The following is a 17,547-nucleotide window of genomic DNA, read 5'->3' on the forward strand; positions in this document are numbered from 1 at the left end:
CGTAAGAACGGTCTCTTAGCGACACCTGAAATATCGCCAAATCGCTGCTACCAGGATCTGTCCTACGAACCCAGCGGGCGACGCAGCAGGTAGGTATCCATGATCCACCCCTTGCGTTGCCGGGCAGCCTCACGCAATTCACGGATCTGTCCGTGCACTTCATGCAACTTGCCGCTCACCAGCAGCTCGTCCTCGGTGCCCAGGTAGGCTCCCCAGTAGATGTCCAGGGTCTGGTCGACGAACTGGCCGAAGGCACAATGGGCATCGAGCATCACCACCACATTGTCCAGGTCGGCCGCTTCCAGGCGCCGGCCAGTGGTGATACGGATCGGTTCGCCGATGCGGTTCAACGGGATTCGATGCCGCGCCGCCAGCGCCTGCACGCTGCTGATCCCGGGGATCACCTCGACCTCGAACGCCGGGCCGCCAAGCGCCACTACCCGCTCCAGTACCCGCAGGGTGCTGTCATACAGGCCCGGCTCGCCCCAGATCAGAAAGGCGCCGCACTCGTTCTCGCCCAGTTCCTCGTCGATCAGCCGGGCGAACAATCCGGCGCGCTGCGCATGCCAACGCTCGACCCCGGCTTCATAGGCATCCTCATCGTCCTCGCGCAGCGGGTCGCTGACCTGTACCAGGCGATAACCCGGCTGTTCGATGTAGCGCTCGCAGATCTCCCTGCGCAGGTTCACCAGCTCTTCCTTGGCCCGTCCCTTGTCCAGCAGGAAGAACACCGTGGCGCGATTCAGGGCCCTGATAGCCTGCAGGGTGATCTGCTCCGGGTGGCCGGAACCGATACCGATCAATAGAACGCTCTTCACCGTTTTGCTCCTGGAAATGGGCACGATAGACGCCGTCCAGCCTGTTTCAGCTTATCCGAAACCTGGCGCAAGGTTGGCAGATGGCCGACGAAGGAGGCATTATCGAGCAGCAATAATAATAAAAGCGCTTCCAATGACTCGAACGACCCGTATCACCGATCCCTCCTATGAACTGATGGATGACCATAACGGCCTCTCCATCATCTACCGCCAGCACGGCTTCCCCTGCCCGCTGGTACGTTGGCATTTCCACAAGGAATACGAGCTGCACCTGATCGTCGCCAGCTCCGGCAAGGTCTTCATCGGCGACTACATCGGCAACTTCCATCCCTACACCCTGTTCCTCACCGGCCCCAACCTGCCCCACAACTGGATCAGTCAGGTGGCCGAAGACGAGGTGGTGCCCAAGCGCGACATGCTGGTGAACTTCACCGACGAACTGTTCGAGGAAGGCCACCAGATCTTCGCCGAGCTGAAAACCCTGGCGCCGCTGCTGGAACGGGCCCAGTACGGTATCGAGTTCCGCTGCAAGGACACCATCGGCCAGGCCGCGCAACTGATGCAACGCATCGCCGACTCCCAGGGCGTGACGCGCCTGGGGCACTTCCTGATTCTGCTGGAACTGCTCAGCACCTGCGACGACTACCAGTTGCTCTCCGGCGTCACCACCCCGCAACTGGCCGACGAAAACAATATCGACCGCACCAACCGCGCCGTCGACTACATTTTCGCCCACTACGCCCGGGAACTGCCGCTGGAAGAAGTCGCCGACTACCTGGGGATGAAGCCCACCTACTTCTCCCGGGTGTTCAAGCAGGCCACCGGGCGCTGCTTCGTCGAGTTCGTCAATCGCCTGCGCATCAGCAAATCCTGCGAACTGCTGGTCGATGGCGACAAGCCGGTCACCGATGTCTGCTTCGAGTCCGGTTTCAACAACATTTCCAACTTCAACCGGCGCTTCCAGCAGCTCAAGGGCATGACCCCCTCGCACTATCGCCGCCTGGCCGTCCAGCGCCTGACCGAACAGAACCTCGGTTGACCCACTTCGGGCGCCCCGCTCGGGGCGCCCCCGGCCGATTGCGCAAAATCCTGTACGGATTTACCCCCGCCCGCCTACCCCGGAACACCCGGCCTTGAGCCTTCGTACGGAGGTTTCAACGAGACGCGCCCTACCCATCGAGTGCAAAAAAGTATCGATCACAGTGTCTTCAAGGATTTGTCTGGCTGGCGATTGAGGGCTGTAATCAGCCACAGATTCTTCCGGGGCACAGGAAGACACAACAACAATAAACCGACCTTCGACCGCCACCGGGCGCCAGAAGAGGAGTGTTCGATGAAAGCCATAGCAAAAGCTCTGCTCGTCTCCACCTGCCTGACCGCCAGCAGCGTCAGCTTCGGCGCCCAGACCCTGACCATCGCCACCGTCAACAACAGCGACATGATCCGCATGCAGAAGCTGTCGAAGACTTTCGAGGCCGAGCACCCGGACATCAGGCTGAACTGGGTGGTGCTGGAAGAAAACGTGCTGCGCCAGCGCCTGACCACCGACATCGCCACCCAGGGCGGCCAGTTCGACGTGCTCACCATCGGCATGTACGAAGCCGCACTCTGGGGCGCCAAGGGCTGGCTGGAGCCGATGAACAACCTGCCCGCCACCTACGACATCGATGATGTGTTCCCCTCGGTACGTGATGGCCTGTCGGTCAAGGGCACCCTGTTCGCCCTGCCGTTCTACGCCGAAAGTTCCATGACCTACTACCGCACCGACCTGTTCAAGGACGCCGGCCTCACCATGCCCGAGCGGCCGACCTGGGAGCAGTTGGGCGAATTCGCCGCCACGCTCAATCACCCGGACAAGGAGCAATACGGCATCTGCCTGCGCGGCAAGGCCGGTTGGGGCGAGAACATGGCGCTGATCACCACCGTCGCCAACGCCTATGGCGCCCGCTGGTTCGACGAGAAGTGGCAGCCGGAATTCACCGGCCCCGAATGGAAGAACGCCCTGAACTTCTACGTCGGCACCATGAAGAAATCCGGCCCGCCCGGCGCGTCGAGCAACGGTTTCAACGAAAACCTGGCGCTGTTCAACAGCGGCAAGTGCGCGATCTGGGTCGATGCCAGCGTCGCCGGCTCGTTCGTCACCGACAAGACCCAGAGCAAGGTCGCCGACCATGTCGGCTTCACCTTTGCCCCGCACCAGGTCACCGAGAAAGGCTCGGCCTGGCTCTACTCCTGGGCCCTGGCGATTCCCACCAGTTCCAAGGCCAAGGACGCGGCGAAGACCTTCAGCGCGTGGGCCACTTCCAAGGAATACGCGGCCCTGGTGGCCAAGGAAGATGGCATCGCCAACGTCCCGCCGGGCACCCGGGCCTCGACCTACAGCGACGCGTACATGCAGGCCGCGCCGTTCGCGAAAATCACCCTGGAATCGCTCAAGGTGGCCAACCCTAAAGACCCGAGCGCCAAGCCGGTGCCCTACGTCGGCATCCAACTGGTGACCATCCCCGAGTTCCAGGCCATCGGTACTCAGGTCGGCAAGCTGTTCTCCGCCGCACTGATCGGCCAGACCACGGTCGACCAGGCCCTGGCCTCGGCCCAGCAGAGTACCGAACGCGAGATGAAACGCGCGGGCTACCCCAAGTAGACGCTGACCTGCAGGCGCCGGGCTTGCCCGCGAAGATATCGGTCCAGGCAACACGCCATGCCAGGAACGCCGAGTCGCACCCTTCGCGGGCACGCCCTGCTGCACAAGATCCGCTCCCTGACCCCAAGCGGTTTTGAACACCATGAATACCACTACTGCAAAAGCCCATATGGACCGTCCCCAGCCGCTGCGCAAAAGCCGTCTGCGCAACCCCGGCTGGTTTCTGGTCAGCCCCTCGGTAGCCCTGTTGCTGCTGTGGATGATCGTACCGCTGGGCATGACCCTGTACTTTTCGCTGATCCGCTACAACCTGCTCTACCCTGGCGAAAACCAGTACGTGGGCCTTGAGAACTTCAGCTACTTCCTCACCGACTCGGGCTTCCTGCCCGGCGCCACCAATACCCTGCTGCTGGTGGGCAGCGTGCTGCTGATCAGCGTGGTGTTCGGTGTACTGATCTCGGCCCTGCTGGAAGCCAGCGAGTTCCTCGGCCGCGGCATCGTCCGGGTACTGCTGATCTCGCCGTTCTTCATCATGCCCACGGTCGGCGCGCTGATCTGGAAGAATCTGCTGTTCCATCCGGTCTCGGGCGTGCTCGCCGCGCTGTGGCGGCTGTTCGGCGCCGAGCCGGTGGACTGGCTGGCGCACTACCCGTTGCTGTCGGTGATCATCATCGTGTCCTGGCAATGGCTGCCCTTCGCCATCCTGATCCTGATGACCGCCATGCAGTCCCTCGACCAGGAACAGAAGGAAGCCGCGCGCCTGGACGGTGCCGGCCCGCTGGCGATCTTCTGGCATCTGACCCTGCCACACCTGGCCCGGCCGATCGCCGTGGTGGTGATGATCGAGACCATCTTCCTGCTGTCGGTGTTCGCCGAGATCTTCACCACCACCAACGGCGGCCCCGGCTATGCGTCGACCAACCTGGCGTACCTGATCTACAACCAGGCGCTGGTGCAGTTCGACGTCGGCATGGCCTCCGCCGGCGGCCTGATCGCCGTGGTCATCGCCAACATCGCCGCGATCATCCTGGTGCGGATGCTCGGCAAGAACCTGACAGACAAGCCCTGAGGCCCGCGCCATGACGACCCTGACCCTCAAACAATCACGCCGCCTGCAGAGCGTGCTGCTCGGCATCCTGGCCTGGGCCCTGGCCCTGCTGATCTTCTTTCCGATCTTCTGGATGGTGCTGACCAGCTTCAAGAGCGAAATCGACGCCTTCGCCACGCCGCCGCAGTTCATCTTCAGCCCGACGCTGGAGAACTACCTGCATATCCAGGAACGCAGCGGCTACCTGCGCTTCGCCTGGAACTCGGTGGTGGTGTCGTTCAGCGCCACCGCCCTGTGCCTGCTGATCGCGGTACCGGCGGCCTACTCCATGGCGTTCTACGAAACCCAGCGGACCAAGCGCACCCTGCTGTGGATGCTCTCGACCAAGATGCTGCCACCGGTGGGCGTGCTGATGCCGATCTACCTGCTGGCCAAGTCGTTCGAGCTGCTCGACACCCGCCTCGCGCTGATCGTGATCTACACCCTGATCAACCTGCCGATCGTGATCTGGATGGTGTACACCTACTTCAAGGACATCCCCCGGGACATCCTCGAAGCCGCCCGTCTCGACGGCGCCACGCTGTTGCAGGAAATGCTGCGGGTGCTGCTGCCGATCAGCAAGGGCGGCCTGGCCTCGACCATGCTGCTGTCGCTGATCCTGTGCTGGAACGAGGCGTTCTGGTCGCTGAACCTGACCTCCTCCAATGCCGCGCCGCTGACCGCGCTGATCGCCTCCTACTCCAGCCCCGAGGGGTTGTTCTGGGCCAAGTTGTCCGCCGTCTCGACCCTCGCCTGCGCACCGATCCTGATCTTTGGCTGGATCAGCCAGAAACAGCTGGTCCGCGGCCTGTCCTTCGGTGCCGTGAAGTAATGACCCCAACACGGACCGGTGTTCTGCCAAACAACCGAGGAGCCACATCATGGCCAACCTGAAAATAAGACATCTGCAAAAAGGCTTCGAAGGTCTGTCCATCATCAAGGGCATCGACCTGGAAGTGCGCGATCGCGAATTCGTGGTCTTCGTCGGCCCGTCGGGCTGCGGCAAGTCGACCCTGCTGCGGCTGATCGCCGGCCTTGAGGAAGTCACCTCCGGCACCATCGAGCTGGACGGCCGCGACATCACCGAAGTCAGCCCGGCCAAGCGCGACCTGGCGATGGTGTTCCAGACCTACGCCCTGTACCCGCACATGAGCGTGCGCAAGAACATGTCCTTCGCACTCGACCTGGCCGGCGTGGCCAAGGCCGAGGTCGAGCGCAAGGTCAACGAGGCCGCGCGCATCCTCGAACTCGGCCCCCTGCTGGAGCGCAAGCCCAAGCAACTCTCCGGCGGCCAGCGCCAGCGCGTGGCCATCGGCCGGGCCATCGTGCGCAACCCGAAGATCTTCCTGTTCGACGAACCGCTGTCCAACCTCGATGCCGCGCTGCGGGTGCAGATGCGCCTGGAGCTGGCGCGCCTGCACAAGGAACTGCAGGCGACCATGATCTACGTGACCCACGACCAGGTCGAGGCCATGACCCTGGCCGACAAGGTGGTGGTGCTCAACGGCGGGCGCGTCGAGCAGGTCGGCTCGCCCCTGGAGCTGTACCACTCGCCGGTCAACCTGTTCGTCGCCGGCTTCCTCGGCACGCCGAAGATGGGCTTTCTCAAGGGCAAGGTCAGCCGCGTCGACGCCCAGGGCTGCGAAGTCGAACTGGAGGCCGGCACCCGCATCAGCCTGGCCCAAAGCGGCGCCAGCCTCAGCGTCGGCAGCCCGGTGACCCTCGGCATCCGACCGGAACACCTGGAAATCGCCAAGCCCGGCGACTGCGTCCTGCGGGTCACCGCCGATGTCGGCGAGCGCCTGGGCAGCGACACCTACTGCCACGTCCGTACCCGTTCCGGCGAGGCGCTGACCATGCGTATCCGCGGCGACCTGGCCAGCCAGTACGGCGAAACCCTCGACCTGCACCTGGACAGCGCCCACTGCCACCTTTTCGATGCCGACGGTGTGGCGCTGCCCCGCGCGCTGCGTGCCGCGGCCTGATCAAGAGAACCCGCAATGAACCTGAACAAACAGAACCTGCACAACCTGTCCCCCCAGGTCGCACTGCCCGGCTATGTGGCGAGCGACACCCGGCAAGGCATCGCCCATATCGGCGTCGGCGGCTTCCATCGCGCCCACCAGGCCTACTACACCGATGCGCTGATGAACCTCGGCGAAGGTCACGAGTGGAGCATCTGTGGCATCGGCCTGCGCCCCGAGGACCAGGGCGTACGTGACGCCCTGGCGGCCCAGGACCACCTCTACACGCTCTACGAACTGGGGGACGGCGACGACACCGAAACCCGCGTCATCGCCTCCATCAGCGGCATGCTGCTGGCCCAGGACGGTGCCCGGGCACTGATCGACAAGCTGGCCTCGGCCGAGATCCGCATCGTTTCGCTGACCATCACCGAAGGCGGCTACTGCATCGATGACAGCACCGGCGAGTTCATGAGCCACCTGCCGCAGGTCCGGCACGACCTCAGCCATCCGGACACCCCCCGGACGGTCTTCGGCTTTCTCTGCGCGGCCCTGGCGCAGCGGCGGGCCAACGGCATTGCGGCCTTCACCCTGATGTCCTGCGATAACCTGCCGCACAACGGCGCGGTGACCCGCAAGGCGCTGCTGGCCTTCGCCGCGCTGCGCGACGCCGGCCTGCACGACTGGATCGCCGCCAACGTGAGCTTCCCCAACGCCATGGTCGACCGCATCACGCCGATGACCAGCTCGGCGCACCGCCTGCAACTGCATGACGAGCACGGGATCGACGATGCCTGGCCGGTGGTCTGCGAACCCTTCGTGCAGTGGGTGCTGGAAGACAAGTTCAGCAACGGCCGCCCGGCCTGGGAGAAGGTCGGCGTGCAGTTCACCGACGACGTCACGCCCTATGAGGAGATGAAGATCAAGCTGCTCAACGGCAGCCACCTGGCCCTCACCTACCTGGGTTTTCTCAAGGGCTACCGTTTCGTCCACGAGACCATGAACGACCCGCTGTTCGTCGCCTACATGCGCGCCTACATGGACCTGGACGTCACCCCGCAACTGGCCCCGGTGCCGGGGATCGACCTGGGCGACTACAAGAACACCCTGGTCGAGCGTTTCTCCAACCAGGCGATTGCCGACCAGTTGGAGCGGGTCTGTTCCGACGGTTCGTCGAAGTTTCCCAAGTTCACCGTGCCGACCATCAACCGGCTGATCGCCGATGGCCGCGACACCGAACGCGCCGCCCTGGTGGTGGCCGCCTGGGCCCTGTACCTCAAGGGCGTCGACGAAAACGGCGTGCGCTACCGCATTCCCGATCCACGGGCCGAGTTCTGCCAGGCGATGGTCACCGATGACAACCTGATCGTGCAACGCCTGCTGGGCGTGGAGGAAATCTTCGGCACTGCGATTCCCCAGTCCGAAGCCTTCGTCGCTGCCTTCAAGTCGTGCTACGACAGCCTGCGGGAAGTGGGGGTGAGCAAAACCCTGGAGCGCCTGCTGGCGAGAACCTGATCCCATTACCCTGTAGGAGCCAGGCTTGCCCACGAGGGGTCTTCCTGACATTGACACGTTGTCAGGGCCGACGCCTTCGCGGGCAAGCCCGACTCCTACAGGGTTGTGTTCACACCACGACCGGGGGCGCGCCCCAACCACCAGGCACCACCATGAACCAGAAACTCTACCTCGGCATTGACTGCGGCACCCAAGGCACCAAGGCCCTTGTCCTCGACAGCGTCAGCGGCCAGGTGCTGGGCCAGGGCTCGGCCCGCCACGACCTGATCAGCGGCGCCAACGGCCGCCGCGAGCAGGACACCGGGCAATGGCTGGAGGCGTTCATCCAGGCCACCCACCAGGCCCTGCAAGCCGCACAAATCGATGGCCACGCCATCCGTGGCCTCGGCGTTTCCGGGCAGCAGCACGGGCTGGTGCTGCTCGACGAACAGGGCCAGGCCCTGCGCCCGGCGAAACTCTGGTGTGACACCGAAAGCACCCCGCAAAACCAGCGCCTGCTCGACTACCTGGGCGGCGAAGCGGGCTCGCTGGCGCGCCTGGGCCTGGTGATCGCCCCCGGCTACACCGTGTCCAAGCTGCTCTGGACCCGGGAGCAGCACCCGGACCTGTTCGCCCGCATCGCCCATGTCCTGCTGCCACACGACTACCTCAACCACTGGCTCACCGGCCGGGCCTGCGCCGAGTATGGCGATGCCTCCGGCAGCGGCTATTTCGACGTGCGCCGACGTGACTGGGACCGGCCGCTGCTCCAGCACATCGACCCCAGCGGCCGCCTGCAGGCGGCCCTGCCGGAACTGATCGAGGCCCACCAGCCAGTCGGCCGGATACAGCCCGCCATCGCCCGGCGGCTGGGCATCAACCCCCGGGCCGTGGTCGCCAGCGGTGGTGGCGACAACATGATGGGCGCCATCGGCACCGGCAATATCCAGCCCGGCGTGATCACCATGAGCCTGGGCTCCTCCGGCACTGTCTACGCCTATGCCGAGCAGCCGCTGATCAGCCCGGATGCCGCAGTGGCGGCGTTCTGCTCCTCCAGCGGCGGCTGGCTGCCGCTGATCTGCACCATGAACCTGACCAACGCCACCGGCGCGGTGCGCGAACTGTTCAGGCTCGGGCTCGACGAGTTCAACGCCCTGGTGGCACAGGCCCCCATCGGCGCCGAGGGCGTCAGCATGCTGCCGTTCCTCAACGGCGAGCGGGTGCCGGCCCTGCCCCGGGCCAGCGGCAGCCTGCTGGGCCTGACCCTGACCAACCTGAACCCGGCCAACCTGTGCCGCGCCGTGGTCGAGGGCACAACCTTCGGCCTGCGCTATGGCCTCGACCTGCTGCGCGGCAACGGCCTGCAGGGCCAGAGCATCCGCCTGATCGGCGGCGGCGCGAAAAGCCCGGTCTGGCGGCAGATGGTCGCCGACATCATGAATACTCCGGTCATCTGCACCGAACAGAGCGAGGGCGCCGCCCTCGGTGCGGCGATCCAGGCGGCCTGGTGCGAGTCCGGAGCGCTTCACGGCCTCGCCGAACTGTGCGAGCGTTGCGTCAGCCTCGATACCGGCAGCGAGACCCGGCCGATCCCGGCCCATGTCAGCGCCTATCAACCGATTTATCACCGCTACCGCCAACAGGTCGCGGCCCTTCAAGAGCAAGAGTGAGCATCCATGTATCTGGTCTGTGGTGAAGCGCTGTTCGATTTCTTCAGCGAGCCCGACGCGAGCGGGCAAACCTCGAAAGTGAATTTCAAGGCGATTGCCGGCGGTTCGCCGTTCAACGTCGCGGTGGGCCTGCGCCGCCTGGGCGTGGAGGCGGCGCTGCTGGCCGGGCTGTCCAACGACTACCTGGGGCGCCGCCTGCAACAGGTTCTCCAGGAGGAAGGCGTGCGTGCCGACTACCTGCGGGCTTTCGACGCGCCCACCACGCTGGCGATGGTTGCCGTCGGTGCCGATGGCTCGCCCCAGTACAGCTTTCGTGGCGAGGGCTGTGCCGACCGCCAGTTGCTGCCGGAACACCTGCCGCCCCTGGACGACGCGGTGCGCGGCCTGCATATCGGCTCCTACTCGCTGGTGGTGCAGCCGATCGCCGATACCCTGCTGACGCTGGTCCGCCGGGAAAGCGGACGCCGGCTGATCACCCTCGACCCCAACGTACGCCTCAACCCGCAGCCGGACATCGGGCTGTGGCGCCAACGCATCGCCGCCCTGGCGGCCCACGCCGACCTGATCAAGGTCAGTGACGAGGACCTGCACCTGCTCTACCCCGATCGCGAACCGCAGGACGTCGCCCGGGAATGGCTGGAGCAGCGCTGCCAACTGCTATTCCTGACCCGTGGCCGCCAGGGTGCCAGCGTCTACAGTCGTCGCCACGGGCATTGGTCGGTGCCGGCCCGACAAGTCACCACGGCCGATACCGTGGGGGCTGGCGACACCTTCCAGGCGGCGCTGATCGCCTGGCTGACCGAGCAGCAACTGGATTCGGTGCAGGGCCTGGAGCGCCTGGAAAAGACCCAGATCGAAGCCATGCTCGACTTCGCCGTCCGCGCGGCCGCGATCACCTGCAGCCGCATCGGGCCGGACCTGCCCTATCGCCACCAGGTGGTCTGACGGCAGGAAAACGACGGATGGTGCCTCGAACTGTCATTTCTGACAGGTGGCAAACGAGAGGCCGTAGCGTTAACTAGGCTGTGTACGAAATTGTTTGAAACGCAGGTTAGGCAAGGCAAAAACCGGCGAGGAAGCGCAGTTGACTGGTTGTCAATGAGCATTCCGAGCCGGTTTTTAACGCCGCATAACCAAGTTTCAAGCGATTTCGTACATAGCCTAAGCCCGTCACTTGTAGAAGGTCGTCACAGGTGAGCCAGAGAAACGTCTCATCAAGGATGGATCAAACATGGCAAGCCTTCTGAAAGCTCATGCAACCACGCTCATGACCTGTGGCGTCCTGTCCGTCGGACTCATCGCACCGCTCGCGCACGCCGCCACCTTTCAGCCCGTGGGGCCCACCAGCGCTACCGCCAGCAGCATCGCTCAATCGGTGAACAGCACCGGCAAGGTCGTCGGAGCCATCGGCTCCGATACACCGGGCGGCCCCGATCGGGCCTGGGTCGATCCGGGTGTCGCGCTGACCCCGCTGAACAGCGGTGATTCATGTCGCGCCAACAGCATCAGCAACGAACCATCGACGGGAAGTCCCAATCGCATACTCGGTGTCTGCACGGCACCCAGTGGCCTGGCACGTGTAACAACCTGGTCATCCGGACTCAACAACCCCACCGAGGACAAACCGCTGTCGCTGCTCGGCACCGGGCTGCTGCCCGACACCAGCGCCAAAGCCACCTCCCGCAGCCGCGTCACGGGGTTCACCGCCGGCCAGAGCCTGAACAGTGCAGGACAGGCCACCTCCGTTGTCTGGAACCAGGGCAACGCCGTCGCTCTGGCCCTGCTCGACGTACCGCTGGTGCGCGACAACTGCCTGCCTGTCGGGGTCAATAACCAGGCATTCAACAATCTCGCCATCGCGCTCAACTGCCCCGGCCCCGGTGGCACGGTAACGCCAAAGCTTGCCACCAACGGGCTGCTGGGCTTTACCGTGGTCAATCTGCAGGTGCCCACCAACAGCCATTGCGAACTCGTTGCCGTCAACACACAGCGCCAGGTTTTCGGTACCTGCCTGGACCCGGCAACCTCCAAGCCGACAGCCGCCTACTGGGAAACCCCGTCCAGTGCGCCGAAGTTGCTCAATATGTCCGGGCACCCGGCCAACCAGGCCAAATTCGCCAATGAACTCGGTTATGTGGCGGTCACCTATCAGCTGACATCGGGTGGCTTCGGGGCGGCGCTCTGGCAACCGGCAGCCAGCCGCATATGGTTCGTCACCCCACCGGCGAACATCACATCCCTCGCTATCGTCGCGCTGGCGAGCAGCAATCGCCTGCTGTTGGACCAGACCAATACGGCACAGATCGTCAACGGTGCCACCTGGACAGTTGAAAACGGTCTGCAGGCCTGGGGCAGCTATCAGGGGCAGCCGGTCCAGGGTATCGACATGGATAGCAGCGGCAGCTATGCCGCTGCCACAGCCACGGTCGCGGGGAAAGTCGTAGCGCTCAGAGCAATCCTGCCCTGAACCGATCCTCGGGAGCGCCGGGCAGCCCGCTCAACCCGGGCCGTCTTCGCCGTCCTCCACCAGGCCCCAGTCCTTCACATCCAGCTCCCGAGCCGCCACCGGCGGCGCGGGTGGTGTGCTCTGCGGGGTCAGAGCCCCGCCGTCCTGATGCAATTTCAGGCGCAGGCGCAGGTTGTTCACCGAGTCGGCGTTCTTCAGCGCCTCCTCCTCGTCGATCGCCCCCTCCACCACCAGGTTGAACAGCGCCGTGTCGAAGGTCAGCATGCCGCTGACCTCGGATTTCTCCATGATGCCCTTGAGTTCGGAGAACTCGTTGCGCTTGATGAAATCGCGGATCGTCGGTGTCCCCAGCATCACCTCGACCGCGGCCCGGCGCTTGCCGTCGGTAGTGCGCACCAGACGCTGAGAGACGAAGGCCTGCAGGTTGTTGCCCAGGTCGTTGAGCAACTGCGGGCGACGGTCCTCGGGGAAGAAGTTGATGATCCGGTCCAGCGCCTGGTTGGCATTGTTGGCATGCAGGGTGGAAATCGCCAGGTGCCCGGTGTCGGCAAAGGCCAGGGCGTGCTCCATGGTTTCACGGTCGCGGATCTCGCCGATCAGGATCACGTCCGGGGCCTGGCGCAGGGTGTTTTTCAGCGCGGCATGGAAACTGCGGGTGTCGACCCCTACCTCGCGCTGGTTGATGATCGACTTCTTGTGCCGGTGAATATACTCCACCGGGTCCTCGATGGTGATGATGTGCCCGCTGCTATGCCGGTTGCGGTAGTCGATCAGCGCCGCCAGGGAGGTGGACTTGCCCGAGCCGGTGGCACCGACGAACAGCACCAGGCCACGCTTTTCCATGATGGTTTCAAGCAGGATCGGCGGCAACTTGAGGTCTTCGAAACGGGGTATTTCCAGCTTGATGTTGCGGGCTACGATGGAAACCTCGTTGCGCTGCTTGAAGATATTGACCCGGAAGCGCCCGACACCCGACAACGACAACGCCAGGTTCATTTCCAACTCCCGTTCGAACTGCTGGCGCTGTTCGGCGTCCATGATACCGTCGGCAATCAGCGCCACCTCGCCGGTCTTGAGCGCTTCGGTGCCCAGCGGCTTGAGTACGCCATTGAACTTGGCGCAGGGCGGCGCCCCGGTCGACAGGTACAGGTCCGAACCGTCCTGGGCGGCAAGGAGTTTCAACAAGGCGTGGATTTCCATGGCAACGATGTCCGCAATACATTCGAATGAGGTTGAAATGCTCAACCAGGCGTCATTTCAGATTGGCAACGCGCTACAGCTTGGCGGGATAATGGCCCGCCACGCAACCCAAAGCTTCATCTTCAAGGCAGGTTTATGAACGGATTGCCCCACGACAACGATGTCGCCACCCTGCTCGCTTGCCTGGACTGGTCGCAAACCGCCCTCGGCCCGCGTCAGGACTGGCCGCAGAGCCTGCGCACCGCTGTCGATATCGTCGTCCATTCCCCCATGCCGATGCTGCTGTTGTGGGGCACGGAGCGAGTGCAGATCTATAACGACCGTTTTTCCCGGCTCTGCGGCAACCAGCATCCCCAGGCCTTCGGGCAAGCGTTTGCACTGACCTGGCCGCAATACCTGGAGTTTAGCGCACCGCTGTTACAGGCCGTGACCCAGGGCCGCAGCGTCGAGCTGGCGGAACAGCAGTTCATCCTGCAGCGCCCCGAAGGTGACACCGACCTCTGGCTGGACCTGACCTACAGCCCGGTGCGCGACGAGTCCGGCGAGGTGGCCGGCGTGCTGGCCACCGCCATCGAAGTCAACGAACGACGGCTGCGCGCCCAGGAACTGGAGCAACGCTCCGAGGCCAGCATCAAGGCCCAGCGCGACAGCGAGGAACGCCTGCAACTGGCGATGGCCGCCACCGGCACCCTCGGCACCTGGGACTGGGATATCGACCAGGACCGTTTCGTCACCGATGCCCGGTTTGCCCGGCTGCATGGCGTCGACCCGGCACTGGCGGCACAGACGCCCCTCAGCGTGTACATGGAAAGCGTGCACCCGGAAGACCGGGGCCTGGTCGCTCGCGGCATCAAGCACTGCCTGGAGAACAACACCGAGCACGCCGAGGAATACCGGGTACAGACCGACGGCCAGATCCGCTGGGTGTTCGCCCGCGGCCGCTGCTATCAGGGGCCCCATGGTCGCGCCCAACGCTTCGTCGGCGCCGCCCTCGACATCACCGAACGCAAGCAGAACGAACAGGCCCTGCGCCAGAGCCAGACCGAGCTGCAACTGGTGATCAACGCGGTGCCGGCGCTGATCGCCTACGTCGACCGCGAGGAGCGCTTTCGCCTGAACAACAGCGCCTATCTCGACTGGTTCGGCAAGACCCCACAGGAACTCTACGGCAAGACCCTGCGCGAAGTGCTCGGCGAACAGGCCTATGCCATGCGCGCCGAACATGTCGCCGGGGCCCTGGCGGGCAAGGCCTGCAGCTTCAGCCTCGACACGCCCTATCGCGACGGCAGCACGCGGCACGCCAACATGCGCTACCTGCCGCGCCACGGCCAGGATGGCGCGGTGAACGGCTTCTACATCTTCGTCAGCGATGAAACCGAGCGCAAACGCACCGAGGAAGCCTTGCGCAACCTCAACGAAACCCTTGAGGAGCGCGTCGCCCAGCGCACCCAGGCGCTGGCCGAGTCGAACCAGCGCCTGCAGAACGAGATGTTCGAGCGCGAGCGCGCCGAAGACGCCCTGCGCCATGCGCAGAAGATGGAGGCGGTCGGCCAGCTCACCGGCGGCATCGCCCATGACTTCAACAACATGCTCACCGGCATCATCGGCAGCCTGGACCTGATGCAACGCTACATCGCCGCCGGGCGCAGCGCCGAGATCGGCCGCTTTGCCGATGCCGCGGTCAACTCCGCCCAGCGCGCAGCCGCCCTGACCCACCGCCTGCTGGCGTTCTCCCGCCGACAGTCGCTGGACCGCAGACGCATCGAGCCGAACCAGCTGGTGCAATCGCTGGAGGAGCTGTTCAGCCGCACCAAGGGCGCCCACATCGAGCTGCAGGTGCGCCTCGGCCAGGACGTCTGGCCGGTCAATACCGACACCGGACAGCTGGAAAGCGCCCTGCTCAACCTGGTCATCAACGCCCGCGACGCCATGCCCCATGGCGGCACGCTGCTGATCGAGACGGCGAACAGCTACCTCGACGGCAGCGACATCAGCACGGTGGAACCGGTCAAGGCCGGCGACTACGTGATGATCGGCGTCAGCGACAACGGTACCGGCATGAGCCCGTCGGTGATGTCCAAGGCCTTCGACCCGTTCTTCACCACCAAGCCGATCGGCCAGGGCACGGGCCTGGGCCTGTCGATGATCTATGGTTTCGCCCAGCAATCCGGCGGCCATGTCACCCTGCACAGCAAACCCGGCGAAGGCACCTGCGTGCGTCTGTACCTGCCACGCTTTCACGCCCAGGCCGTCGAGGACGAGCCACCTGCGGACTGCCCGCAATCGCCGACCGCATCAGTCGATGAGTCGGTGATGGTGGTCGAGGACGACCCGGCGGTGCGCATGCTGGTGCTCAACCTGCTGGACGAGCTGGGCTACACCGTTCATCCGGCCGCCGATGCCAGGACCGCCCTGCCGCTGCTGGAATCGGCGCTGCGCATCGACCTGCTGGTCACCGACGTGGGCCTGCCGGGCATGAACGGCCGGCAGTTGGCCGAGATCGCCCGCCAGCACCGCCCCGGGCTCAAGGTGCTGTTCATGACCGGTTATGCGGAAAAAGCCGCCGAACGCCAGGGTTTCCTCGAGGAAGGCATGGACCTGATCGCCAAACCCTTCACCCTGGACCTGCTGGCCAACCGGGTGCGCGACATGCTCGGCCATTGCGGCTGATTTCAGGCATAATCGCGCGCCCCAGCGTTTCAAGGTAGCCCGTCAATGAAAGCCCAAGCCCGTCATATCCTGGTCAGGACCGCCGAGGAGGCCGAACAGCTCAAGCAGCGCATCGCCAAGGGCGAGGCCTTCGACGTGCTGGCCAGGAAGCATTCCACCTGCCCCTCGGGCAAGCGCGGCGGCGACCTCGGCGAAATCCGCCCGGGGCAGATGGTGGGGGCCATCGACCAGGTGATCTTCAAGAAACCGCTGCGCACCGTGCACGGGCCGATCAAGAGCAAGTTCGGCTATCACCTGGTGCAGGTTTTTTACCGCGACTGAAGGTAGACCGCGTTATCGTGCTTCGCGGATAAACCCACAAGTGCTCGCGCCGTGCATGAATCCTGCGAACGACGCTGACACTATGGGAGCAGGGTTCATCCGCGAAGAGGCCGGCAAGGCCCCCCGACGTCCGGATCAGTCCCGTGGGATCAGCGCACCACGCACCTGAATCACCCGGCTCGCCAGTCGATGTCCGGCCAGTGCCGCCGCCTGTGGATCGCCACCCGTCAGCCGACTGGCCAGGTAGCCGGCACTGAACGAGTCCCCCGCCGCCGTGGTATCGACCACCGTCTCGACCTGCTGCGCCGGCACCTCGAACGCCTGGCCCGCGCACCGGATCAGGCAGCTTTCGGCCCCGCGCTTGATCACCACCTCGGCAATACCGAACGCCTCGCCAGCACTGAACACCGCGCCGGCATCGGCATGCCCGAACAACGCCTGCTCGTCCTCCAGGGTCAGCAGCGCCGTGTCGACGTAGGGCAGCACCGAGCGATAGGCCGCCCGGGCCTGCTCGACACCTGTCCACAGCCGTGGCCGGTAGTTGTTGTCGAAGACCACCCGGGTATCGCCCTCACGCGCCTGACGCAGCACCGCGAGCAGCTTGTCCCGGCCGGTTTCGCCGAGCACCGCCAGGGTGATGCCGCTGAAATACAGCACGTCGTAGTCCGGCAGCGCCGCCAGGACCGGCGCGGCCGTGGCGGCGGTGAAGCAATCGCGGACCGCCGCCTCGTTGCGCCAGTAGAGGAAGCGCCGCTCGCCGCGCTCATCGGTCTGGATGCAGTACAGCCCGGGCAAACGACCGGGCAGGCGCTGGACCAGGCCCAGGCCGATGCCCTCCTCGGCCCAGATCCGGCACATGGCGTCGCTGAAGCTGTCGTCGCCCAGGGCCGTGACGTAATCCACCGAGCCGCGCCCGGCCAGTTCGCGGGAGAGGTACACCGCGGTGTTCAGGGTGTCGCCGCCGAAGCTTTGCCGCAGGCTGCCATCGGCGTGTTGTTGCAGTTCGATCATGCATTCGCCGATCAGGGCGATGCGCGGAGGAGGCAGGGTCAGGGTGCTCATGCTGGGAATCTCGTGATGGTGTGTCGGGCCTGTTCGCGGGCAAGCCCGCGAAAGCGATCTCAGGCTAGGCTATGTACGAAATCGCTTGAAACTTGGTTATGCGGCGTTAAAAACCGGCTCGGAATGCTCATTTACTCCAGTAAACTCCGC

Annotated in this window: 14 protein-coding genes; 11 read left to right on the top strand and 3 right to left on the bottom strand. The window is 64.7% G+C overall.

What is annotated here, in order from left to right; all coding sequences use genetic code 11:
* Nucleotides 1-62: 62 nt before the first annotated feature.
* Nucleotides 63-818, bottom strand: a complete 756-nt coding sequence (gene cobF / locus ACM62G_RS29010; RefSeq protein WP_419736223.1) for a precorrin-6A synthase (deacetylating) — start codon at nucleotides 816-818, stop codon at nucleotides 63-65.
* A 133-nt stretch (nucleotides 819-951) separates the two neighbouring features.
* On the opposite strand from cobF, the gene ACM62G_RS29015 reads away from it, so the two are divergent.
* From ACM62G_RS29015 to ACM62G_RS29055, 9 genes are all read left to right on the top strand, one after another.
* Nucleotides 952-1,857 (top strand): AraC family transcriptional regulator, encoded by a 906-nt coding sequence (locus tag ACM62G_RS29015; protein ID WP_054060685.1) that lies wholly within the window; start codon nucleotides 952-954, stop codon nucleotides 1,855-1,857.
* Between the two features lie 294 nt (nucleotides 1,858-2,151).
* Complete coding sequence (locus ACM62G_RS29020) at nucleotides 2,152-3,462, top strand: ABC transporter substrate-binding protein (RefSeq protein ID WP_054060686.1); 1,311 nt, start codon at nucleotides 2,152-2,154, stop codon at nucleotides 3,460-3,462.
* A 142-nt stretch (nucleotides 3,463-3,604) separates the two neighbouring features.
* Nucleotides 3,605-4,531 carry a carbohydrate ABC transporter permease gene (locus ACM62G_RS29025; protein ID WP_054060687.1) on the top strand — a complete coding sequence of 309 codons (927 nt, stop codon included), beginning with the start codon at nucleotides 3,605-3,607 and terminating at the stop codon, nucleotides 4,529-4,531.
* Between the two features lie 10 nt (nucleotides 4,532-4,541).
* The gene (locus ACM62G_RS29030) at nucleotides 4,542-5,381 is read left to right on the top strand and encodes a carbohydrate ABC transporter permease (RefSeq protein WP_054060688.1); all 840 of its coding nucleotides are present in this window, start codon (nucleotides 4,542-4,544) and stop codon (nucleotides 5,379-5,381) included.
* A gap of 49 nt (nucleotides 5,382-5,430) precedes the next feature.
* A complete protein-coding gene (locus ACM62G_RS29035) occupies nucleotides 5,431-6,534 on the top strand; it encodes an ABC transporter ATP-binding protein (RefSeq protein WP_419736224.1) in 1,104 nt (367 codons plus the stop codon).
* A 15-nt stretch (nucleotides 6,535-6,549) separates the two neighbouring features.
* A complete protein-coding gene (locus ACM62G_RS29040; protein WP_273820680.1) occupies nucleotides 6,550-8,028 on the top strand; it encodes a mannitol dehydrogenase family protein in 1,479 nt (492 codons plus the stop codon).
* Between the two features lie 152 nt (nucleotides 8,029-8,180).
* A complete protein-coding gene (gene xylB, locus ACM62G_RS29045) occupies nucleotides 8,181-9,677 on the top strand; it encodes a xylulokinase (protein ID WP_273820679.1) in 1,497 nt (498 codons plus the stop codon).
* Nucleotides 9,678-9,683: 6 nt separating this feature from the next.
* On the top strand, nucleotides 9,684-10,622 hold the full coding sequence (locus ACM62G_RS29050; protein ID WP_273820678.1) for a carbohydrate kinase family protein: 939 nt from the start codon (nucleotides 9,684-9,686) through the stop codon (nucleotides 10,620-10,622).
* A 286-nt stretch (nucleotides 10,623-10,908) separates the two neighbouring features.
* Nucleotides 10,909-12,144 carry a hypothetical protein gene (locus tag ACM62G_RS29055; protein ID WP_152974402.1) on the top strand — a complete coding sequence of 412 codons (1,236 nt, stop codon included), beginning with the start codon at nucleotides 10,909-10,911 and terminating at the stop codon, nucleotides 12,142-12,144.
* 30 nt (nucleotides 12,145-12,174) lie between these two features.
* Here ACM62G_RS29055 and ACM62G_RS29060 read toward each other — a convergent pair whose 3' ends face one another.
* Entirely contained in the window at nucleotides 12,175-13,344 is a 1,170-nt protein-coding gene (locus ACM62G_RS29060) for a PilT/PilU family type 4a pilus ATPase (RefSeq protein WP_419736225.1), read from the bottom strand.
* Between the two features lie 135 nt (nucleotides 13,345-13,479).
* Here ACM62G_RS29060 and ACM62G_RS29065 point away from each other — a divergent pair, with 135 nt between their 5' ends.
* Together ACM62G_RS29065 and ACM62G_RS29070 are read left to right on the top strand one after the other, a co-directional pair.
* Complete coding sequence (locus ACM62G_RS29065; protein ID WP_419736226.1) at nucleotides 13,480-16,014, top strand: PAS domain-containing protein; 2,535 nt, start codon at nucleotides 13,480-13,482, stop codon at nucleotides 16,012-16,014.
* Between the two features lie 45 nt (nucleotides 16,015-16,059).
* Nucleotides 16,060-16,335, top strand: coding sequence for a peptidylprolyl isomerase (locus ACM62G_RS29070; protein WP_054059738.1), 276 nt, complete (start codon nucleotides 16,060-16,062; stop codon nucleotides 16,333-16,335).
* 135 nt (nucleotides 16,336-16,470) lie between these two features.
* Here the strand turns inward: ACM62G_RS29070 and ACM62G_RS29075 are convergent, their stop codons facing one another.
* A complete protein-coding gene (locus ACM62G_RS29075) occupies nucleotides 16,471-17,397 on the bottom strand; it encodes a sugar kinase (RefSeq protein WP_419736227.1) in 927 nt (308 codons plus the stop codon).
* Nucleotides 17,398-17,547 lie beyond the last annotated feature (150 nt).

Source organism: Pseudomonas sp. COR18 (assembly GCF_048568395.1).
In the GTDB taxonomy this organism is placed as follows: domain Bacteria; phylum Pseudomonadota; class Gammaproteobacteria; order Pseudomonadales; family Pseudomonadaceae; genus Aquipseudomonas; species Aquipseudomonas fuscovaginae_B.